This is a genomic window from Bradyrhizobium sp. NAS96.2, from assembly GCF_001908235.1.
GTDB lineage: Bacteria > Pseudomonadota > Alphaproteobacteria > Rhizobiales > Xanthobacteraceae > Bradyrhizobium.
Genome location: NZ_LGHK01000030.1, coordinates 1 through 19216 on the forward strand (window position 1 = coordinate 1; position 19216 = coordinate 19216).

Below are 19216 nucleotides of genomic sequence, written 5' to 3' on the forward strand. Positions count from 1 at the left end.
GGGGCTGCAGCCGACGGGGGCGTCGCGGGCGCCACGTGGTAGCGGGGGCGGGCTTGGCAGGCGAGGCCGGTGCGGGGGCCATCTTAGCTGCTGGTGCCTGCGGCGCCGCCGGAGGTGTCTGCCCAACTGCCGGCCCCGCCACGGCCAGCACAGCAGCCGCCATCATTGCCGCGGCCAGGCGAAGCTGGCGCGAACGGACGGCAAAGGGCTGGGCGGACAGATTCGGCATATAACCGGCAATATCAGGAAATTGAACGGCTTATAGACCATCCGGCGCGTGAAGCGAGCGCCGATTGGGTTAATTCTGAACCGGAAATGGCGGTCAGAGATACCGTTTGAGATCGGCGGCCGCCTCTTCCGGCGTCCGTTTCAGATTGAACGGCGCGACGAAATGGCCGTCGCGATCCATCAGATAGATCAGCGCGGTGTGATCCATCGTGTAGTCGCCATCCTTCAGCGGCACCTTCTTGGCGTAGACGCGGTAGCTCGACAGCACCTTGGCGATCGCGGCCGGGTCGCCGGTCAGGCCCTTGAGGTGCGGATCGAAACTCGACAGGTAGTCCTTCATCGCCGTGGCGGTGTCGCGTTCCGGATCGACCGAGACGAAATAGGCATTCACGCGGTCGGCGTCCTTGCCCATCGCCTTCAGGACCTCCGAGATCTCGAACAGTGAGGTTGGGCAGATGTCCGGGCAATGGGTGAAGCCGAAGAAGATCAGCGTCGGCTTGCCCTGGAGGTTCTTGTCGGTGACGGTCTGGCCGGCCTGGTCGGTGAGTTGGAACGGCCCACCGATCGCGGCCGGCGCTGCGACGGTGCGCAAGCCGCCGACCGCCCACAACATGAGGAACAGGCCGACCGCCAGACTGCCCGCGAAGGCAGCGAAGATCACCAATGGGCGAGTGGTCCGGGGCATGATGCAGGGCGTCCTTGTCAGAAGCAGGCAGAGATGCCGGCCGTGATCATTTCGAAAAACACCGCGGTCCCGTAGTGGAACCAAAGCGCGGCGGCGGCGAGCAGGGCCAATCCGCCGATGCCGGCAGCGCCCCACAGGATCGCGGACGCCACCCGGCCCTGCGGAGCCGTGACAAGCTCGGATCGGGTGGCGATCGGCTGAACCATGCGGTTGAGATAAGCCGGGTTCCCCCAGCCAGCAAGCGCAATGGCGGTCGCATTCCGTCAAATGATAGCGAGGCGATGTCCGGCGCGAACCCGGTCATGGCGGGCTCGCCGGCCGTGACGCGAGAGGATGTTGGACCGGGATCAGCGGCTCAGCGTGCGGGCTCAGCGGTCGCCTTGGGCGCGGAGGCCTGGGCGTTGAGGTAACATGGCTTGTACAGCGCCTGCAGTTGCTTGCCGCGCAGGAAGATCATGTGCCGGGTCAGGCCACCGCGATCAGTGATCCATTTGCGCACCGCCGGCGGATACATCAGGTACAGCATATGGGTGGCTTCGGGATTGGGGACCGGGCGGCCGTTGTCGCCGTAATCCCAGGCAGCATGGAAGCCGAGCGTGGCGTGTGAGGTCACACAGATCCGGTCGTGAGGAACCTTGCCGAGCACGATGGTGCAGGCCGAGGCGCACAAACCGTCGATGATCACGGTCTCACCCGATGTGCGCAGGTCCTGATACTTGTCGACATAGACCCCGATCTTGCCGCCGCGATCGTCGGCGATCCTGACCACTGCTTGAGACGCCCCCATTCCCGCCAGCAGGAGAACCGCAGCGAGCAACCCCGTCAGCAACTTCATTGGCCTGCCCCAAGTCGAAACCGAATCTGTTGGTCTTGTGATGCAAGATTGGCGTGAGCGTGTTGCGCGCGCAGATTTTTGTCCAGACGAGCGAAGCCGGTCAAAACAAATTCAAATTGGGTGTTGCGCCGACGCTGCAGTGGAGCGTGGGAAAGGTCCCAAACTGGAACAACTTGCCGCAACCATTTGGTGCCTCGCCGCCACAGGCAAGGTCCATTTGGCGTTGACCGCGCACAACGGCGCGGTCTTGAATCGCGGCGGGACGGGGGACATCAAAATGGCTGACGATGCAGATGTGATCGTGATCGGCGCCGGACTTGCCGGCCTGGTCGCCGCAACCGAGATCGCCGACGCAGGCAAGCGCGTCATCATGCTCGACCAGGAAGGGGAACAGAGCATCGGCGGCCAAGCCTTCTGGTCGTTCGGCGGATTGTTCCTGGTCGATTCGCCGGAACAACGCCGGCTCGGCATCAAGGATTCGGTCGAACTCGCGCTGCAGGACTGGATGGGCACCGCCGGTTTCGATCGCGACGAGGATCACTGGCCGCGCAAATGGGCCGAAGCCTATGTCGCGTTCGCAGCGGGCGAGAAGCGCGATTGGCTGCGCGCGATGGGCCACCGCATCTTCCCGGTGGTCGGCTGGGCCGAGCGAGGCGGTTACGACGCGATGGGTCACGGCAATTCGGTGCCGCGCTTCCACGTCACCTGGGGCACTGGCCCCGGCATCGTCGAGCCATTCGAGCGCCGCGCGCGCGAGGCCGCCAAAAGCGGACGGCTGATATTCAAGTTCCGCCATCGCGTCGATGCACTCAGTGTCAGCAACGGCACGGTCGACGGCGTCAGCGGCGCGATCCTGGAACCGACCTCGGTCGAACGCGGCAAGAGTACCTCGCGCAACGTGGTCGGTGATTTCTCGCTGCACGCGCCGGCGGTGATCGTCGCCTCCGGCGGCATCGGCGGCAACCATGACCTGGTGCGGCAGAACTGGCCGAAACGACTCGGCGAGCCGCCGAAGTTCATGATCTCCGGCGTGCCCGAACATGTAGACGGCCGCATGATCGGAATCACCGAGCAAGCAGGCGGGCGGCTGATCAACCGCGACCGCATGTGGCACTATGTCGAGGGCATCCAGAACTGGAACCCGATCTGGCCGCGTCATGGCATCCGGATCCTGCCGGGGCCATCGTCAATGTGGTTCGACGCGTCAGGCAAGCGGCTGCCGGCGCCGCTGTTCCCGGGCTCCGACACGCTCGGGCAACTGCATTACATCATGGGCACCGGCTACGATTATTCGTGGTTCATCCTGACCCAGAGCATCATCAAGAAGGAGTTCGCGCTGTCGGGCTCGGAACAGAACCCCGACCTCACGGGAAAAAGCTGGCGCATGACGGTCAAGCGCGCCACCAACAAGGGCGCGCCGGCGCCGGTCGAAGCCTTCAAGCAGCACGGCGCCGACTTCATCGTGCGCGACAATCTCGCCGATCTCGTCGGTGCCATGAACAAGCTCGCCGGCAATGACCTGTTGCAGCTCGACGCCATCAAAACGCAGATCGAGGCACGCGATCGCGAGATCACCAATCCTTACGTCAAGGATGCGCAGGTGATGAACCTGCACAATGCGCGGCGCTATATCGGCGACAGGCTGATCCGAACCGCGAAGCCGCACCGGATTCTCGATCCCGCGCACGGTCCGCTGATCGCGGTGAAGCTCAACATCCTCACCCGCAAGACGCTCGGCGGCTTCGAGACCGACCTCGATTCACGCGTGTTCGGCAGGGATCACCAGATCATCCGCGGACTCTACGCGGCCGGCGAAGCCGCCGGCTTCGGCGGCGGCGGCGTGCACGGCTATCGCTCGCTGGAGGGAACATTCCTCGGCGGCTGCCTGTTCTCCGGCCGCAACGCAGGGCGTGCTGCGGCGAAGGCGGTGGGGTAAGGCATCCCCTCGTCACGGAAGAGACGGCGAATCGAAAATGAAAGAGCCCGCCGGGTTTGAACCGGCGGACTCTTATCATTGAGTCCGAATTGCTTCAGCTATCCTGGCGCTCACGCCAACTTGGTGAAGAGCGTGAGAATACCGTTGCTGAGATTGACGGCGACAACCTGTGCCGAGCTCAGTCCCTTCGCCTTGAGCGCGGATGTCGCTTCCTTGGACGCGTCGATGGAACCGCGCAGGCTCTTCAGATCTTCTTCGCTTGCCTTTGCGATGACGGCCTCGACCCTTGACCGGACTTCAGGCTTCAGTTCCTTGACGTCCACGACCTGTATGGTCTTGATCGTGGCGGGTTGGTCAGACTCGGCCTGCGACGGCGTGTTCGGTTGCGTTCCCTGCGTTTGCGCCCAGGCAGGAGTTCCAAGCGAGAGCGCCGCAACGATGATCGACGCCGTAGAGATACGGATGCGCATGAGCATTCCTTGTGTTGATGACCCCCAACACCCGCGACAACGATCGTTCCTTGCTTAAGGTTCCGGCGGGAAATCCGCGCTGTTATGCGACCGTCGCAGGGGGCGCTGCCAAAACATCGAAAACAACCCCATGCAAAGCAGCCGGCGGCGGCCTGCGCTCGACCAAGGAACTTGACACGTCGGGCAACTCAGGGGCATATTTCTAATATTCAGAAATGACGCAAGTGAACCTTACCGCTTTCGACCCAAAGCTGACCTTTCAGCCGAATTAAGAGGGACGATCAACTGTCGGCTGCGCTGCAATTCGCGACCAGTACAGGGCGAGCGGTCCAAGCAGGATGCCAAACGCCAGCACCGCAAATGCAGCAGTCCAAGCCGACGCGCTTTGTGCTCCTCCTGCAGCATCGAGGGCTACGCCGAGCGCCCATGCGCCAAGCGCCGACAGGCTGAAGCCAACAGTCGAGTGCACTGCCATCGTCGCACCGCGGTTCTTGGGATCGGCGGCCATGGTCATGCCCGAGGTCAGCGCGCCGGAATCGGCGGGCACCGTCAGCGCGTAAACGAGGAGGAGCGGCATCAGCACCCAGGGCGACTGGTCCGAGAGCAGTCCAATCAGCAGCGCGACCGCGGCCGAAGCGAACATGACAGCGGTGATGGCGCGGTGCCGTCCGAGTTTCAGCGCAAGCTCATTGCCGAGGATGCTTGCGGGCATCGCCAGGAGGGAGAACGCGACGCTGACGATCAGCGGCGTAAGTGATGTCGGGTGCCTTGCCGCCACGAAAGTCCAGAACGCAACGATCCAGGTCCGGATGCCGTAGAGCTCGAAACAATGCGCGCCGTAGCCCAGTACAAATCCCATCGCGTTGGTGTTGCGCAAAACAGGCGCGAAGTTCAGCAGGCGGCTCGCCGAGGGCTTCGGCTCGAGCGGCTTCAGCAAGGCGCTTGCCGTGAGCATCAGCAGCGGACCGACGGCGGTAACCAGAAACGCCGCACGCCAACCAAAGCTCTCGGCGACGAGCTGCGCGACCAGGAACGACAGCCCGACACCGAGCGAGAAGCTCGACGTGTAGAACGTCACCGCGCGGGATGAATCGCCTGGCGCAAGGCGGTCGGTCAGCGCCTTGAGCCCCGGCATGTAGGCGCCGGCGAAGCCGATTCCGGCGATGGCATTGCATAGCGCGCCGGACCACAGATCCGTTGCGAACAGGCCGAACAGTGCGGTACCGAACGCGCTCAGCGCCGATCCCGCGATCAATATCTTGCGGGCATCGATGCGATCGGTCAGCGTCGCCAAGACTGGCACCGTGAGCATGTAGCCGGCCGCGCCCGAGCCGGACAAAAGCCCGGCCTGTGCACCCGACAGATGCCATTCCGGAATCAGAAAACCGGCGAGAATTGCGGGCACGACGACATGCGGTAGCAAGCTTCCGAGCTGCCCTACGCACATCGCGAAGATGACCGGCTTTCCTTCCAACCTCATTTTTTCACCCGATCCGGTCGGGGTGCGCGAGGCGCGCCCGCAACCGGCCTTTCGTTGTTGCCGCTTTGGGCAGTATTGAAGGGGACCCTGGCCTATGCCGGCTTCCCCTCGCGCCAGAGCCAGCCGGCGATGGCAACCGCAGCCAGCATGCCAACGAACCGAGCGACGATAAAAGCGGTCGCGCCGCTCGGTGCTATTCCAGCGAAGGTGTCAGAAAGCGAGCGCGCGATTGGCACCGCCGGATTCGCGAACGAGGTTGAGGCAGTGAACCAATAGGCTGACGTGATGTACAGGCCGACGGCATATGGAATCGCCCCCGGTGTTCTGGCGGCGCAACCGAATATGGTCAGGAGCAAGCCAAAGGTAGCGACCGCTTCAGCGAGCCATTGTCCGGTACCCGAACGCTGCGTCATCGAGAGCTGCAACACCGGCAATTCAAACATGAGGTGAGCTACCCATACTCCGGCGACGGCTCCAACAATCTGAGCAGCGATGTAGGCAACGGCAATTGGCCAGCGCAATTCGCTCCGAATTGAGAGCGCAAGACTTACGGCAGGATTGAAGTGCGCGCCAGAGACCGGTCCGAAGACCAATATCAGCACAGCGAGAATTGCACCGGTTGGGATGGTATTGCAAAGGAGGGCGAGCGCAACATTCCCGCCCGCGAGCTTCTGGGCCATGATCCCGGAGCCGACTACGGCAGCCAGAAGAAACGCCGTGCCAAGTGATTCCGCGACCAGACGGCGCGCGAGCGTCGGCATCAATGCTCTTCCGTGGCGTTGGCTGTCGAGCCTTCCATTTGTCCGATCTCCCGGAGCTTGCTTTGCAAGCTGAGCGCGTCGATGGACCGCAGTGGTAGCGCGGTAAAGACTGCAATTCGCTGATTGAGCATGCGGTAGGCATCTTCGAATGCGACCGCGATTTCGGCTGGCGTACCCTTCGCGTCAGCTGGATCAGGAATGCCCCAATGGGCGGTTGCGGGATGTCCGGGCCAGACGGGGCACGCTTCCGCCGCCGCGCTATCGCAGACCGTGAACACGAAGTCGAATTCTGGCTCACCGGCCTGGGCGAACTCGTCCCATGATTTCGAGCGATAGCCCGACGTATCGTAGCCCAAATTATCGAGAAGATGGATGGTGTGCGGGTTAACCCGGCCCTTGGGCTGGCTGCCGGCGCTGTAGGCGCAGAAATGACCCGCGCCCATCTTGTTCAAGATTGCTTCCGCAATGATCGAGCGCGCCGAATTTCCGGTGCAGAGGAACAGCACGTTATAGGGGCGATCAACCATGGCGCACCGTCACGACGCGCAGCAAGCGGAAGAGCTTGGCGTTGCCTGCGGAGCGCAGCACGCCGATTGCTTTTCATGTGCGATGCGCGCTTGATTTTCGCCGGAGCCGTCGCCGTACACAATGCTTTCGCCCGTGGTGTGGAAGGTTTCCCAAGAGATGCCCGCGGGATCGTCGATCCACGACTTCTCGGACTTGGCGTAGCAACAAGCCGTCTCGCCCTGTTCGATGACGTTGCCCCCGGCCTGGCGCAAGCGACCGTAGACCTCGTGAAGCTCCTCTTGGCTCTCAACCTGGATGCCGAGATGGTCCAGGCCGGGCTCGCGGCCCCTGGCCGAAATGGCGAAGTTCACGCGCGGATCATCGAGCATCCACTTCGCGTAGTCTGTCTTGAGAACGGTCGGTTGGGCCGCGAACAAGGCGGAGTAGAAGCCTACGGACTGCGAGAGGTCACTGACGGTGACATGAACATGAAGGCGCTTCATGGAGGGTCCTTTCAGGCTGGGACTTTGGTGCGCTTGCGCGCTGGTTTGCATTCGGCAGCAGGCGCACAGGGCGTGCCGCCACAGCAGTTTTCGGTCAGGAAGCCAAGGAGTGCGTTCATCTGCTCGAACTGCGCTGCGTAGATCATCGACCGGCCCTCGCGGCGAACGGTGACAAGGCCCGCCGTGCGAAGCCGATCAAAGTGAAATGTCAGCGTATTGGGCGCGAGATCGAGAGCGCCGGCGACTGCGCCCGCCGGCATGCCCTCCGGTCCCGCTTGCACGAGCAGCCGGAATATATCGAGGCGATTGTCCTGCGCGAGCGCCGCCAAGGCGGCAACGGCATCGGTCTTTTTCATACTTCAGTATCTATCGAAATATCGCCCGCTGTCAACGATATTTCAGCATTCATTGAAATATCGAGATCCGGGCTCGCGGCCACGCCCTGAACTCATCTTGCTCCAGGGCGTGTGCTCATAAGCGCCTTGCGGCCGCTTTGAGGTGCAGGCCGGAAAGCGTCGGCGCGCTCAGAACCTTACCGCTTTTGACCCACAGCGGAAGTCAGGTCTCTCATTTTGCCGTGCCGCACAACGCCGCTCGTTCAGTGGTAAACGTGGTAGGGTAACGTTCTCCGAATTGAGAGCGCGCATGAGGTGAGGGGAAGTCATCACCCTCATCGGCGCAGCCGCTGCGTGGCTGCTCGCCCGCGCCGACGAGGTGATCGAAACGCGCCTCATCCGAGCGGTTTCGCCTCGCACACAGACCGATTCGAGTGGCACACGCGAAAAGGAGCAGAGCATGAAGGGAGATGTAAGAGTCATCGAATACCTCAACAGAGCACTGCGCCACGAGCTCACCGCGGTGAATCAGTACTGGCTGCATTACCGCCTGCTCGACAATTGGGGCTACAAGGCGCTGGCCAATACGTGGCGCAAGGAATCAATTGAAGAGATGCAGCACGCCGACAAGCTCATCGAACGCACGATCTTCCTCGATGGATCTCCCAATATGCAGACGCTGGAATCCCTTCATATCGGGAAGAGCGTGAAGGCTGTGCTCGATAGCGACTTGCAAGCCGAATTGTCGGCGCACTCCCTCTACGTTGAAGCCGCGACTCATTGCCATTCGGTCAAGGACTATGTGACACGGGATCTGTTCGAGCAGCTCATGCACGATGAGGAAGAGCACATCGACTTTCTGGAAACCCAGATCGAACTCGTCGCAAGGATCGGTCTCGAACTATATGCCCAACGTCATATCGGCGAGCTCGACGGCAATTGATGTGTCAACTGCTGCTTCCGGTCCTGACCCGCCCCGCCGAAGCCACCCAGAGCGCTTTCCAGGCGTTCCGGCGTCGGCCTAAAAGTGCTAGGCTGGCGGTGCTGCCTCTAGCTAAGGGAGATCGATGCAATGCCCATCTCGTATACCCTCGAACGGTATGTGAACGATCTCCGGGCAATCACCGCTAAACAGATGGATCCGCTGAAAATCACTGACCTCGTCGCGCCACTCGCCAAGAAATTTGCTCAATCGGCCGAATGGTTTCGTCCCGAGTATCGTGAATGCGACGCTGAGCAAGGTTTCGGCGTTCACATGCTTCACGAAGAGCCCAACCACGATTTGGCAGTTTTTCTCGTTTCATGGCTGCCCAACCGGGGCACGACGCCGCACAACCATAAAACTTGGGCCGTCGTTGTCGGTATGGAGGGCGAGGAGCGCGAGATCAGTTATGATCGACTCGATGACGGCACTACGCCTGGCTTTGCCGACCTTAAGCATGGTAGCGAGCAAGTGATAACCGGCGGCAAGATAACGCGCTGCTACCCCGAACACATTCATAGTGTCTGGAACATTGGAGAAAGCGTCGCAATATCACTGCACACATATGGCCGGCATATCAACTACACGGGCCGCTCAGAATTCGATCTGGAGCACAAGCGAGAAAAGCCATACGTGCTAAAGATCGCTGTCGAGCATGCGCGAGCGTAGTATTTCGAATGTGACCGTGGGTGCATGTGCCATCACGTCAGCTGATGGCCCACCGCGACATATTGCAACGCCACACGACCTCGGTCGCTGACGGGCCATACCGGAAATCGACAGGCCGCCGTCTACAGCAGAGGACGAAGCTCGTGACCCATTTGAGACATGCTGAGCCCTGAAGCCCGTTTCGCCGACCGCGAATACTTGATGTAATTGCACTTTCCGAAGTATGGATGGCCCACCGAATATGAAGCTGTATGTCACGTTCACCTCACCCTACGCGCGCTTGGCGCGCATCCTGGTAATTGAAAAGACGCTTGAGGATCGCGTGGAGATTATCGCGGCGAAAACCCGTACTGCAGATAGCCCTTACTATCGGATTAACCCATCTGGGCGCGTACCGTACCTCATCGATGATTCAGGTGTTGGCATGGAGGACAGCCAACTCATTTGCGCTTATCTCGACCACCTAGATGGTAAGCCTCGGTTCCACGACCCTAAACGCCAAACGGATTGGGCTTACCAGCAGTTAGAGTTCTCGGCGCGCAACATGTGCGAAGGCATCTGCGGATGGGTGCGCGAGATGGCTCGACCCGCAGGCGAACGTTCGGCCACTGCTTTGGCGCATGAGGTAACGCGTGCGCAGCGCATGGCCGATGTATTTGAGGGTCGTGTAACTGATCCGCTGATGCAGAGCGCGCCAACTATGGCGCACTTGAGCCTCGCAGTGGCTCTCGATGTCGCGGCAAAGCGCGGTTTCGGTGATCTCACTACCGGCCGCCCCCATCTCGCAGCTTGGATGCGCGGCATGTCCGAACTGGCTTCAATGCAAAGGACGGCGCCGCCGTGATGCGCGAGTCTCGTTTTGAATCCGCTGGTCAGGAGCAAAGCGGATATCTGCGCCAGTCTGCATGACGCGCGTCGGATATAGGTGGCCCGGCGGGTAATCGGGCGTATGGCCGAATGCTCAAGGCCTCGCTTGTGGTAGAGGCTGGCATGCCTGGAAAACGCTATCTCTTACGGCGAGGATCGCGGCGAGCCGGTGGGCCGTGCTCATCCCTCCGGCAGCCCGGCCTTGCGCATCCCGTCGCGGATGCGCTCGCGCTGAGTGAGATAGGTCGGATTGTCGCTCGACGCGCGCGCGCGGAAGCGGGAGATGGTGAAAGTGGGATCGAGGGCAAGCCCGGCCTGAACCGCGGACCGCGCCTCATCGCGCCGACCAAGATGCGCCAAGGCGGCGGCGAGATAAAAATGCGCGAGCGGAAAATTTCGGTTCATCTCGACGGAGCGACGCAACCGCGCGACTGCCTCCTCGTCCGCGCTAAGCAGTAGTTTGGCGAAGCCGGCGTACATCATCCAGCGATAGGCGCTCGTATCTCTAGGACTGAGGCGAAGCGCCTCCTGGACATGGCACTCGGTTTCGTCGCCGAGACCCATACTATACTTGGCGAGACCAATAGCTCCGTGAGCCGAGGCCAAATTTCGATCCAACGCCAATGCTCGCTCGCACTCGGCAATTCCTTGGGCCGCCCGGTTGGTAGAGATTAGGATTAGGCCCAACACTTGATGGGCCATGGCGTGCTCGGGAGCCAGGGACAGCGTCTTGGTCAGCGCCGCTTCGGCCGCCGCGAAGCAAGCGGCCCGATCGTCAGTCGTATAGCTGTTGCCGGTCCTCACGTCGACCCACGCGGCGCCGACCCGCGCGTCGATATTGCCGGGGTCGAGCGCCAAGGCGCGCTCGAAAAATCCCCGCGCTTGCGCTCTAGACTCGGCAGTCGATCCCTTGTTCAACCAAGCCCTACCTTGAAAATAAAGGTCCATCGAATCGGGTTGCGATGCCCTTTCGGCGTGGCGCGCCTCTGCGGCGACGAGCTGCGCGTTGAGCGTCCCGGCAAGGCGCGCGACGATTTCGTCCTGCATATCGAAGAGGTCGGCCAAGGGCTTATCGAACCGCTCGGCCCAAAGGTGATTGCTGGTCTGCGCATCGATGAGCTGGACGTTCACGCGCATCCGATTGCCGCCGCGCTGAACGCTTCCCTCCAGCACATAGCGCACCCTCAATTCGCGGCCGATCTGCTTCACATCGAAGGCCTTGCCCTTGTAGGTGAAGGCGGTATTGCACGCGATCACGAGCGAACCAGAGATGCGCGAGAGGTCGGTGGTCAGGTTCTCGGTCACCCCATCGACGAAGTAGTTTTGCTCCGGATCACCGCTGAGGTTAGCGAAAGGCAGCACAACGATGGAAAGATGAGGCAGTGAAAGTGCGCCCGGCTCAGCCTGTGTCGGCGGGCTAGACCTATCCCGGACCACCGCATAGGCTCGGACCGGAAGGGCGATGTTTTTGAGGTTTTGCTCGCCCAGGTCGGCGAACTCAACCCGGACCTTGGCTCGGATTTGATCGTAGACAGCAGATGAGATGCAGATGCCGCCCGGCTCTGCGATGCTCTCAAGCCGAGCCGCAATGTTAACGCCGTCCCCAAAGATGTCATGGGGCTCGACAATTACGTCGCCGATATTAATGCCCACACGGAAGGCAATGCGCCTGTCTTCTGGGTCATCGATTGTAAGTTCCTTGATACGGGTCTGGAACTGCATAGCAGCTCGAACCGCTTCGACCGCGCTCGGAAACTCGGCCAAGAACCCGTCCCCGGTGTTCTTGACGATGCGGCCGCCGTGTTCGGCGATTGCCGGGTCGACAGCGTCCGTTAGGAGCGCGGTCAGTTTGGCATGCGTAGCCTCTTCGTCTTTGTGCATGAGCCGCGAGTAGCCCGCCACATCGGCGGCCAATATCGCCGATAGCCTGCGCTCGACCCGGACTGGCCGCTTTTGCTCCATGGCCCGCAATCCAACCCGAGGTTATTGTACGACGGACCAGACGGCAGCGCCACGCGTTTTGACGCAATGCCCATCCAGGCTGACGTCGGCTATTTGGCCCCAAAGCGGAGGTCCCGGAATGTCCGCCTCTCGCGCCGCTGTTGGGTGCCAAGCAGACGTGAGCCCCGAAAGGGTCTCGTTGCTTTTGCGCCCTACTCCGCCTCCGCGCTCGCGAACCGGACGCCAAACGTGTCGGCGTTGGCTTCGCCCCAATCGTAGAGTGCCTGGAGCATCGGCTTCAGCATTTCGCCGCGCTTGGTCAGGCAGTAGCGCGAGGAGCCGCCGCCGCGCTCCTGCCTGACGAAGCCTGAATTGCAGAGATCGCGCAGCCGCTCGGTCAACACCTTGTCGCTAAGCTGCGGGATGTCGTGGCGGAGTTCGCCGTAGCGCATCGGACGAACCTTCAAACGGCTGAGGATCACGGTCTTCCATTTGCCGCTGAGCTGATCGATCGAGAACTCGACCGGGCAGCCATATTTGCGCTTGGTCTTGCGGATCATCGCAACTCTCCCGCGGCACTTTCCATCTGGTTCGTTGAGAGCCGCCATCGATCCATTTAAGCACGCTTCGCACGGGTTGAGCGAGCTCAGGGATCATTGCACGGCATGACAGACAACAACTCCGCTCAAGGCCCAAACGACGAGCGACGCGAGCGCAAGCGCATCATCGTCAGACGCAACGGGCCCTACGAACCCGAGCCCGGCATTGCGATCGTCGATCATCTCGGCGTGCCTGTTACCGCCGAGGCGCCGGTGCGGCTGTGCCGCTGCGGGCAATCCCGGACAAAGCCGTTCTGCGACGACAGCCACGTCACGCGCGGCTTCACCGACGCGAGGGATCCGCGACGCGTGCCCGACAAGCTCGAGGTCTATGCCGGGCAGCAGGCCTATGTGTTCGACAATCGCGGCACCTGCGCGCATTCAGGCTTCTGCACCGACCGGCTCAGCTCGGTGTTTCATCTCGGCGAGGAGCCTTTCATCGCGCCGAGCGGCGCGCGCCTCGACGACCTCATCAACGCGGTGCGCAGATGCCCCTCGGGCGCACTCGGCATCGGTATTGATCCCGCGCGGGACGCCGACCTGTCCGACGTCAGCCGGCCGCCGCAGATCGAAGTGTCGAAGGACGGTCCCTATCGCGTCACCGGCCATGTCGAACTGGTCGATGGGGATGGCACTCCGATCGCAGGGAACGCGGGTGCATCGCAGGAGCATGCCAGCCTGTGCCGTTGTGGCGCGTCGCTGAACAAGCCGTTCTGCAGCGGTATGCACTGGAATATCGGGTTTCACGACCCCGTCCCCGATCCCTTGCGCGAGCCGACGCTATTCGAATGGGCCGGCGGCTATCCGGCGCTGCTCGACATGACGCGGATCTTCTACAGCCGCTACGTGCCGGAAGATCCGCTGCTCTCTCCGCTGTTCGCCGAGATGTCGCCGGATCATCCCGAACGGGTGGCAGCGTGGCTCAGCGAGGTGTTCGGCGGACCGCGCTTCTACACCGAGCGCTATGGCGGCTACCGGCGGATGGTGTCGCAGCACATTGGCAAGGAGATCCGGCCGGAGCAGCGCGCGCTGTGGGCCACCTACATGGTGCAGAGCGCCGACGATGCCGGGCTGCCATCCGATCCGGAATTCCGCGCCGCCTTCGTCGCCTACATCGAATGGGGCTCACGGATCGCCGTGGAGAACTCCGGCGCCGACGCGAAGCCGCCGCCGAACATGCCGGTGCCGCGCTGGTGGTGGGTCTGCAACGCGACGCCCGCGGCACGCCCATCCGCAACCGCGGGCGATGCGCAGGCCGCGAACGAAATCGGCGTCGCGCTGCCCGGTCCCGATGAGACGGTGCAGTTCGAGCGGCACATCCGGCCATTGTTCCGGCCGATGGATCGCAGCTCGATGCTGTTCGCATTCGATCTCTGGAAGGAGGCCGACGTGGCCCGTCACAGCCGGCAGATCCTCGCCCGCCTGGAGGCCGGCACCATGCCGTGCGACGGCGCCTGGCCGGCCGAACAGGTGGCGTTGTTCGCACGCTGGGCCAATGGTCTGAATCCGCCAGCCTGATTGCGCCGAGGCGACCTCGGAGCAATTTCGAGCGATTTCCGTGAACAGCGCTGCAAATTGCGCAGTGGCGGCGGTCGCTTTGGCGGGTTAGACATGCCCGCCATTCAAGTGGAGACCCAAATGAGCATTCAGCGTTTCGAAACCGGCCCGCGCATGAGCCAGGCCGTCGTGCACGGCAACACCGTCTATCTCGCCGGCGTCGTCGCCGGCAAGGCGGCGGGCGGCAGCGTCACCGACCAGACCAAGGACATCCTGTCGATCATCGACGGCCACCTCGCCAAGGCCGGCACCGACAAGTCGAAGCTGCTCAGCGCGACCATCTACATCACCGACATGAAGACGTTCCCCGAAATGAACGCGGTGTGGGATGGCTGGGTCTCCCAGGGCAACACCCCGGCGCGCGCCACCGTCGAGGCCAAGCTCGCGGCGCCGCAGTACAATGTCGAGATCATGGTCGTCGCAGCCAAGTAAGCCCGCGCAAGCTGATCGAGCGAGACCTCTCGAAGCCCCGGATTGCAAACCGCAATCCGGGGCTTGTTTTATCCGCAGCCTTACGCACTGATCCGTGGTCGTTGAGCCGAGGCATCACCGATGTCGGACTGAAGCCAGCGCGCGATCCGGCGCCATGAGCTGGTCAGCGCCTTGCAGCCCATGAACAGGCCGAGGTGCCCGCACGGTTCGGTGCCACGCTCCAGCCACATCGGCGGCGTGCCCAACAGTCGCGCTGTCGCAAACGCCTGATCGCGCGGAACGACAATGTCGTCGTCAGCGGCCAGCAGGAAGGCCGGCGTCTTCACCTCGGCGAGATCGATCCTGCGGCCGAGCGCGACGAAGTCTCCGCGAGCGATCCGGTTCTGACGGAAAATCCAGTCGATCACCTCGAGATAGTAGACGCCCGGCAGATCAAGCGTCTCGCGATTCCAGCGCTGGAAACGATCGAGCAGCGAACCGGCATCGTCCGATGCGTCGCGCAAGCCCCGTTGCAGCACGGCTTCCACATCCTGCAGGCCAAAGGGAATGCTCCAGCATTGCAGCATGTGCTTACCGCTGATGATGCCGTCACCCTGATGCACCAGCGCCGCGAAGCTCTGCTCGGGCATCGCGGCCACCATCCCGGAGAGTTGCGACGGCACCGAGACATCGATCGGGCTGCTCGCCAGCACGAGCCGCCGCACCTTGCCGGGGAAACGCGCCGCATAGAGCAGCGACAGCCATCCGCCCTGGCAGAGACCGACAAGATCGACCGGCGGTCCGATCGTGTCGACGGCGACGTTGAGGTCGGAGAGATAGCTGTCGATCGAGAAATAGCGCATCGCAGGCGTGGCCGAGCGCCAATCGGTGAGATACAGACGCGCAATGCCTGACTGTTCGAGCGTCTCGATCAAGCTGTGGCCGGGCGCGAAATCCGCAATCAGCGCGCGGTGCAGCGCGTAGGGCGCACAGATCAGCAGCGGCTGGCCCCGCGCGGCCTGCGAAAAATCCAGCAGATGCATCGACGGCAGTTCGAGCGCGATCCTGTTCGGCGTCGTCCAGGCGAGCTGTGCGTCAGGCGGGTCTGCATGCCCGGGCGCGTGGTCGGCGTACCACTGCCAATATGCGTCAAGCACCAGCCTCGTGGCTTCAAACGGCCACAGCCAAGCATGCTGCGCCCCGACAGCGCCCGTCTCCCGTTCCGGTAACTTCGCGTTTTCGGTCAAAGTCATTCACCGATTGATCGCCGCCGACATAGTCCGGCCAGCACGGGTCGAAACCTTGACCCCGATCAAGAACCGACGAATTCAGATCGAAAATTCTACGCCAAATCAAAGGGTGTAGCCGCCATGCCGGGGTTCACGATCTCGCGACCCCGGGATGACGTTCCGGCCAGCAAGAGGGCCGCCGGCCGCTCCAGCTAAAGCGCGATGAGAACAGGTTGAAGCGTCATCGCGCTTTAGCTCTTTGTTTGAGCATGATCTTTCCGGAAAACCGCTTCGCACTTTGCGCTAACGCGGCCCTTCGGGTCCGGATCATGCCTTAGGCTGCTCGGGCGGCGGTGCGCTCCGCCTCGAGTTTCCGTGCGAACAGCCAGCGGAAATAAGTCAACGGCGCATCGGCGCCGATTGCGAGCAGCTGATAGTCCGGATCGGCGTCAAACACGCGCTGCTGCGCCTCGATGATGTCCTTGTCCTCGTTGAACCCTTCCTCGAGGCTGTGGCGCAGTGACAGCGCGATGTTCGGGTTGTCGATGTCGAAATCGTGCAGGTAATTCCAGAAGAAGTGCGTGGTCGAGCGCGTCTCCGGCGTCATGAACTGTGCATTGCGATAGGACCGCGTACCCGGAACCTGGACGCCCTTCTCTACGCCCTGCCCCGCCGGGGCAAACGTGGTGTCGAGTGTGAAGATGCCGGGCACGATCATGCGGCCGATATTGCGGCGATCGATCTGGTCGGTTTTGTTCGGGATGACCTTCTTGTGATAGGGCGGCGGCTCGGCGCCCATGTGCCAGCGCTCGACGCGGAAGCCGTCGTCCAGCTTTTCGATCGCGACCGGTTTGGTCTTGTAGGCATATTCCTCGGAACCGCCGAGCGTGTTGGTGTGCACGAAGGCGAGATGCGCGAAGTCGCTGAGGTTGTCGACGATCAGCAGCCAGTTGGCCTTATAGTGCATGTAGCCCGGCAGGCCGCGCCACTTCGGATCTTCGAGCGGCGGATAGTCGAGGATCAGCTTCGGATCGGCCTTCTCGGGATCGCCGGTCCAGATGAAGATCAGATTGTAGCGCTCCACCACCGGATAGCTGCGCACGCCGAGCTTGGCGGGGATCGAATCCTGCCCTGGAATCTGGATGCATTTGCCGTCGGCCGCGAACTTCATGCCATGATACATGCACCTGATGTCGTCGCCCTCGATGCGCCCCATCGACAGCGGCGCGGCGCGATGACAGCAACGGTCATCGAGCGCGACGACCTTTCCGCTGGCGCCGCGATAGATCACGATCGGCCGCTCCAGGATGGTGCGCGCCAGCTTCTTGCCGTCGATCAGCTCGTGATTCCATGCCGCCACGTACCAGGCGTTGCGCAGGAAAATTTCGTCGTCGGCCATATCACCCTCCCGATGCACTATTGCTTGCAATCAGGTTAGGTGATCCCGGCCATCGGGATAATCCGATTTGGCTGGACACACTGTACCGGTGGATGGACAATCGGCCATGGAGTGGCGCGACTGGGAGCTGTTTTGCGAGGTTGTCGAGCATGGCGGCTTCACCGCGGCCGCGCGCGTGCTCGGACATCCCAAATCGAGCCTCAGTGCTGCGGTGCAGCGCCTCGAGGCCAACCTCGGGCTGAGGTTGATCGAACGCACCACGCGGCATCTGCGGCTGACCGAGTCCGGCGAGACCATCTATCGCAAGGTGCGCCCGCTGTTCGCCGCGCTGCACGACACCCACAGCGAGGCGCTGGCGATGTCGAGCGCGGTCGCAGGCACGCTGCGGATCAAGGCACCGTACGAATTCGGCGCGCATCACGCGGGGCCCGTCGCCTGCGCCGTGATGGGCCGTTATCCGGAGCTCGCGATCCGGATCGATGTCGAGCACGACATCGTCAACCCGATCGCGGAAAACTACGACATCGTGTTCGCGATGCTGGAGGCGCCGCTGCCCTCGGCCGGCATCGTGATCCGCCGCGTCTTCACCCTCGAGCGCGGCCTGTTTGCGGCACCGGCGCTGCTGGAGAAGTTCGGCGAACCGCGCACGCTGGATGAGTTGAGACAGCTGCCGCTGCTGACCGGCCCCAGCGATCCGCCATGGGCGATCACCGCACCCGGCGGCGCGGTCGAGCATCTCGCGGTCGATCGCGCGCGTCTCACCTCTTCGAATGCCCATGTCCGGCTGCAGGCGGCGCTCGCCGGCCATGGCGTGCTGCGGGTCACCGCGAGCTACACCCGCGCCGCGGTCGCAGCCGGCCAGTTGCGGCGGCTGCTGCCGGACCATGCCTGCGAGCCGCTCAACGTGCACGCGCTGCTGCCGGCGCGGCAATTTGTCCCGGCCAAGGTGCGCTGCTTCCTCGACGCGATGGAGGCGCACGCGCGCGGCGATCCGGAGGCCTATATCAGGCCGTAGCCGCCGATCGGGTCTTTTTGGCTGATCGCGATTTTCTCGGGAACCTGTGCGCCGGCTTGGCATCCAATGTATTATTCAGCCAACAGTGAAGGGCGATCCCGCCATGCGTCAGGCCCATGTCACGTCGCTGCCGCCGGTCAGCTCGGGCGATGCCGAGCTCGTGCAACGCGCGATCGCCCGCGATGAGGCCGCGATCCGCGCCATCATGCAGGCGAATAATCGCCGGCTGTTCCGGCTGGCGCGCGGCATCCTGCGTAACGACAACGAGGCCGAGGACGTGGTGCAGGACGCCTATGTGCGCGCCTTCACCCATCTGGATCAGTTCCGCGGCGACTCCAGCCTCTCGACCTGGCTGTCGCGGATCGCGATCAACGAGGCGCTCGGCCGCGTGCGGAGCAGGCGCAGCAGCGTGGAGTGGTCCGAGCTGCCGAAAGGCAGCCTTGAGGCGCAGATCATCCAGTTCCCCCTGTCGTCAATGGACGATCCGGAAAAATCCATGGCCCAGCGTGAGATCCAGCATGTCGTCGAGCACGCGATCGATGAGCTGCCCGAGGCGTTCCGCCTCGTCTTCATCACCCGCGTGATCGAGGGCATGAATGTCGAGGAGACAGCTGACATCCTAGGCCTGAAGCCGGAAACCGTGAAGACCCGCCTGCACCGCGCCCGGACCATGCTGCGCGACAATGTCGAGCGGAAGATCGGTCCTATCGTGATGGAGGCCTTTCCCTTCGCAGGCAGGCGCTGCGAGCGATTGACCGAGGCGGTTCTGAAACGGCTCGGCGCCGCAGCATAGGTTTTCGGGAACCT

21 protein-coding genes are annotated in these 19216 nt (G+C 62.6%); 8 read left to right on the plus strand and 13 right to left on the minus strand.

Translation table 11 applies throughout. The annotated features are described in order from the left end of the window. Window positions 1-322: 322 nt before the first annotated feature. From AC628_RS08430 to AC628_RS08440, 3 genes are all read right to left on the minus strand, one after another. The gene (locus tag AC628_RS08430) at window positions 323-913 is read right to left on the minus strand and encodes an SCO family protein (protein WP_074126258.1); all 591 of its coding nucleotides are present in this window, start codon (window positions 911-913) and stop codon (window positions 323-325) included. A gap of 17 nt (window positions 914-930) precedes the next feature. Then, window positions 931-1119 (minus strand): hypothetical protein, encoded by a 189-nt coding sequence (locus AC628_RS08435; RefSeq protein ID WP_074126261.1) that lies wholly within the window; start codon window positions 1117-1119, stop codon window positions 931-933. Window positions 1120-1268: 149 nt separating this feature from the next. Next, on the minus strand, window positions 1269-1748 hold the full coding sequence (locus tag AC628_RS08440) for a hypothetical protein (protein WP_074126263.1): 480 nt from the start codon (window positions 1746-1748) through the stop codon (window positions 1269-1271). 277 nt (window positions 1749-2025) lie between these two features. Here AC628_RS08440 and AC628_RS08445 point away from each other — a divergent pair, with 277 nt between their 5' ends. Beyond that, window positions 2026-3684 (plus strand): FAD-binding dehydrogenase, encoded by a 1659-nt coding sequence (locus tag AC628_RS08445; protein ID WP_074126354.1) that lies wholly within the window; start codon window positions 2026-2028, stop codon window positions 3682-3684. Between the two features lie 110 nt (window positions 3685-3794). Here the strand turns inward: AC628_RS08445 and AC628_RS08450 are convergent, their stop codons facing one another. The 6 genes from AC628_RS08450 to AC628_RS08475 all read right to left on the minus strand — a co-directional run bounded on the left by AC628_RS08450 (window position 3795) and on the right by AC628_RS08475 (window position 7761). Continuing rightward, a complete protein-coding gene (locus AC628_RS08450; RefSeq protein ID WP_074126355.1) occupies window positions 3795-4154 on the minus strand; it encodes a hypothetical protein in 360 nt (119 codons plus the stop codon). 268 nt (window positions 4155-4422) lie between these two features. Then, window positions 4423-5601: an MFS transporter gene (locus tag AC628_RS08455; RefSeq protein WP_210190180.1), complete on the minus strand. Its 1179-nt coding sequence runs from the start codon at window positions 5599-5601 to the stop codon at window positions 4423-4425. 125 nt (window positions 5602-5726) lie between these two features. Beyond that, the gene (locus AC628_RS08460; RefSeq protein ID WP_074126266.1) at window positions 5727-6395 is read right to left on the minus strand and encodes an aquaporin; all 669 of its coding nucleotides are present in this window, start codon (window positions 6393-6395) and stop codon (window positions 5727-5729) included. Then, on the minus strand, window positions 6395-6922 hold the full coding sequence (locus AC628_RS08465; protein ID WP_074126268.1) for an arsenate reductase ArsC: 528 nt from the start codon (window positions 6920-6922) through the stop codon (window positions 6395-6397). The genes AC628_RS08460 and AC628_RS08465 overlap by 1 nt, the downstream gene beginning before the upstream one ends. A 9-nt stretch (window positions 6923-6931) precedes the next feature. Then, window positions 6932-7405, minus strand: coding sequence for an ArsI/CadI family heavy metal resistance metalloenzyme (locus AC628_RS08470; protein ID WP_074126271.1), 474 nt, complete (start codon window positions 7403-7405; stop codon window positions 6932-6934). Between the two features lie 11 nt (window positions 7406-7416). Beyond that, window positions 7417-7761 (minus strand): ArsR/SmtB family transcription factor, encoded by a 345-nt coding sequence (locus AC628_RS08475; protein ID WP_074126273.1) that lies wholly within the window; start codon window positions 7759-7761, stop codon window positions 7417-7419. Window positions 7762-8200: 439 nt separating this feature from the next. Here AC628_RS08475 and bfr point away from each other — a divergent pair, with 439 nt between their 5' ends. The 3 genes from bfr (at window position 8201) to AC628_RS08490 (ending at window position 10235) form a co-directional block, all read left to right on the plus strand. After that, complete coding sequence (bfr, locus tag AC628_RS08480) at window positions 8201-8683, plus strand: bacterioferritin (RefSeq protein WP_074126274.1); 483 nt, start codon at window positions 8201-8203, stop codon at window positions 8681-8683. A 129-nt stretch (window positions 8684-8812) separates the two neighbouring features. Beyond that, a complete protein-coding gene (locus tag AC628_RS08485) occupies window positions 8813-9391 on the plus strand; it encodes a cysteine dioxygenase family protein (RefSeq protein ID WP_074126275.1) in 579 nt (192 codons plus the stop codon). Between the two features lie 241 nt (window positions 9392-9632). Further along, a complete protein-coding gene (locus AC628_RS08490) occupies window positions 9633-10235 on the plus strand; it encodes a glutathione S-transferase family protein (protein ID WP_168193331.1) in 603 nt (200 codons plus the stop codon). Window positions 10236-10438: 203 nt separating this feature from the next. Here the strand turns inward: AC628_RS08490 and AC628_RS08495 are convergent, their stop codons facing one another. Both AC628_RS08495 and AC628_RS08500 read right to left on the minus strand, forming a co-directional pair. After that, a complete protein-coding gene (locus tag AC628_RS08495; protein ID WP_074126277.1) occupies window positions 10439-12220 on the minus strand; it encodes an adenylate/guanylate cyclase domain-containing protein in 1782 nt (593 codons plus the stop codon). A gap of 191 nt (window positions 12221-12411) precedes the next feature. Continuing rightward, on the minus strand, window positions 12412-12759 hold the full coding sequence (locus tag AC628_RS08500; protein WP_074126279.1) for a winged helix-turn-helix transcriptional regulator: 348 nt from the start codon (window positions 12757-12759) through the stop codon (window positions 12412-12414). A 105-nt stretch (window positions 12760-12864) separates the two neighbouring features. On the opposite strand from AC628_RS08500, the gene AC628_RS08505 reads away from it, so the two are divergent. After that, window positions 12865-14316, plus strand: coding sequence for a CDGSH iron-sulfur domain-containing protein (locus AC628_RS08505; RefSeq protein WP_074126282.1), 1452 nt, complete (start codon window positions 12865-12867; stop codon window positions 14314-14316). A gap of 120 nt (window positions 14317-14436) precedes the next feature. After that, on the plus strand, window positions 14437-14787 hold the full coding sequence (locus AC628_RS08510) for a RidA family protein (protein WP_028334578.1): 351 nt from the start codon (window positions 14437-14439) through the stop codon (window positions 14785-14787). 80 nt (window positions 14788-14867) lie between these two features. Here the strand turns inward: AC628_RS08510 and AC628_RS08515 are convergent, their stop codons facing one another. Together AC628_RS08515 and AC628_RS08520 are read right to left on the minus strand one after the other, a co-directional pair. Beyond that, the gene (locus tag AC628_RS08515; RefSeq protein ID WP_245321093.1) at window positions 14868-15923 is read right to left on the minus strand and encodes an alpha/beta fold hydrolase; all 1056 of its coding nucleotides are present in this window, start codon (window positions 15921-15923) and stop codon (window positions 14868-14870) included. 406 nt (window positions 15924-16329) lie between these two features. Then, window positions 16330-17394 (minus strand): aromatic ring-hydroxylating dioxygenase subunit alpha, encoded by a 1065-nt coding sequence (locus tag AC628_RS08520; protein WP_074126284.1) that lies wholly within the window; start codon window positions 17392-17394, stop codon window positions 16330-16332. 67 nt (window positions 17395-17461) lie between these two features. Here AC628_RS08520 and AC628_RS08525 point away from each other — a divergent pair, with 67 nt between their 5' ends. Together AC628_RS08525 and AC628_RS08530 are read left to right on the plus strand one after the other, a co-directional pair. Beyond that, a complete protein-coding gene (locus AC628_RS08525; protein ID WP_245321094.1) occupies window positions 17462-18409 on the plus strand; it encodes a LysR family transcriptional regulator in 948 nt (315 codons plus the stop codon). Between the two features lie 103 nt (window positions 18410-18512). After that, on the plus strand, window positions 18513-19202 hold the full coding sequence (locus tag AC628_RS08530; RefSeq protein WP_074126362.1) for an RNA polymerase sigma factor: 690 nt from the start codon (window positions 18513-18515) through the stop codon (window positions 19200-19202). Window positions 19203-19216 lie beyond the last annotated feature (14 nt).

What these genes read in the sequence shown, in the direction of transcription:
- AC628_RS08435 (WP_074126261.1), bottom strand. Translation starts at nt 1,119, where the DNA reads ATGGTTCAGCCGATCGCCACCCGATCCGAGCTTGTCACGGCTCCGCAG.
- AC628_RS08485 (WP_074126275.1), top strand. Translation starts at nt 8,813, where the DNA reads ATGCCCATCTCGTATACCCTCGAACGGTATGTGAACGATCTCCGGGCA.
- AC628_RS08465 (WP_074126268.1), bottom strand. Translation starts at nt 6,922, where the DNA reads ATGGTTGATCGCCCCTATAACGTGCTGTTCCTCTGCACCGGAAATTCG.
- AC628_RS08470 (WP_074126271.1), bottom strand. Translation starts at nt 7,405, where the DNA reads ATGAAGCGCCTTCATGTTCATGTCACCGTCAGTGACCTCTCGCAGTCC.
- bfr (WP_074126274.1), top strand. Translation starts at nt 8,201, where the DNA reads ATGAAGGGAGATGTAAGAGTCATCGAATACCTCAACAGAGCACTGCGC.
- AC628_RS08475 (WP_074126273.1), bottom strand. Translation starts at nt 7,761, where the DNA reads ATGAAAAAGACCGATGCCGTTGCCGCCTTGGCGGCGCTCGCGCAGGAC.
- AC628_RS08430 (WP_074126258.1), bottom strand. Translation starts at nt 913, where the DNA reads ATGCCCCGGACCACTCGCCCATTGGTGATCTTCGCTGCCTTCGCGGGC.
- AC628_RS08440 (WP_074126263.1), bottom strand. Translation starts at nt 1,748, where the DNA reads ATGAAGTTGCTGACGGGGTTGCTCGCTGCGGTTCTCCTGCTGGCGGGA.
- AC628_RS08495 (WP_074126277.1), bottom strand. Translation starts at nt 12,220, where the DNA reads ATGGAGCAAAAGCGGCCAGTCCGGGTCGAGCGCAGGCTATCGGCGATA.
- AC628_RS08500 (WP_074126279.1), bottom strand. Translation starts at nt 12,759, where the DNA reads ATGATCCGCAAGACCAAGCGCAAATATGGCTGCCCGGTCGAGTTCTCG.
- AC628_RS08450 (WP_074126355.1), bottom strand. Translation starts at nt 4,154, where the DNA reads ATGCGCATCCGTATCTCTACGGCGTCGATCATCGTTGCGGCGCTCTCG.
- AC628_RS08530 (WP_074126362.1), top strand. Translation starts at nt 18,513, where the DNA reads ATGCGTCAGGCCCATGTCACGTCGCTGCCGCCGGTCAGCTCGGGCGAT.
- AC628_RS08445 (WP_074126354.1), top strand. Translation starts at nt 2,026, where the DNA reads ATGGCTGACGATGCAGATGTGATCGTGATCGGCGCCGGACTTGCCGGC.
- AC628_RS08490 (WP_168193331.1), top strand. Translation starts at nt 9,633, where the DNA reads ATGAAGCTGTATGTCACGTTCACCTCACCCTACGCGCGCTTGGCGCGC.
- AC628_RS08520 (WP_074126284.1), bottom strand. Translation starts at nt 17,394, where the DNA reads ATGGCCGACGACGAAATTTTCCTGCGCAACGCCTGGTACGTGGCGGCA.
- AC628_RS08505 (WP_074126282.1), top strand. Translation starts at nt 12,865, where the DNA reads ATGACAGACAACAACTCCGCTCAAGGCCCAAACGACGAGCGACGCGAG.
- AC628_RS08510 (WP_028334578.1), top strand. Translation starts at nt 14,437, where the DNA reads ATGAGCATTCAGCGTTTCGAAACCGGCCCGCGCATGAGCCAGGCCGTC.
- AC628_RS08460 (WP_074126266.1), bottom strand. Translation starts at nt 6,395, where the DNA reads ATGCCGACGCTCGCGCGCCGTCTGGTCGCGGAATCACTTGGCACGGCG.
- AC628_RS08455 (WP_210190180.1), bottom strand. Translation starts at nt 5,601, where the DNA reads ATGTGCGTAGGGCAGCTCGGAAGCTTGCTACCGCATGTCGTCGTGCCC.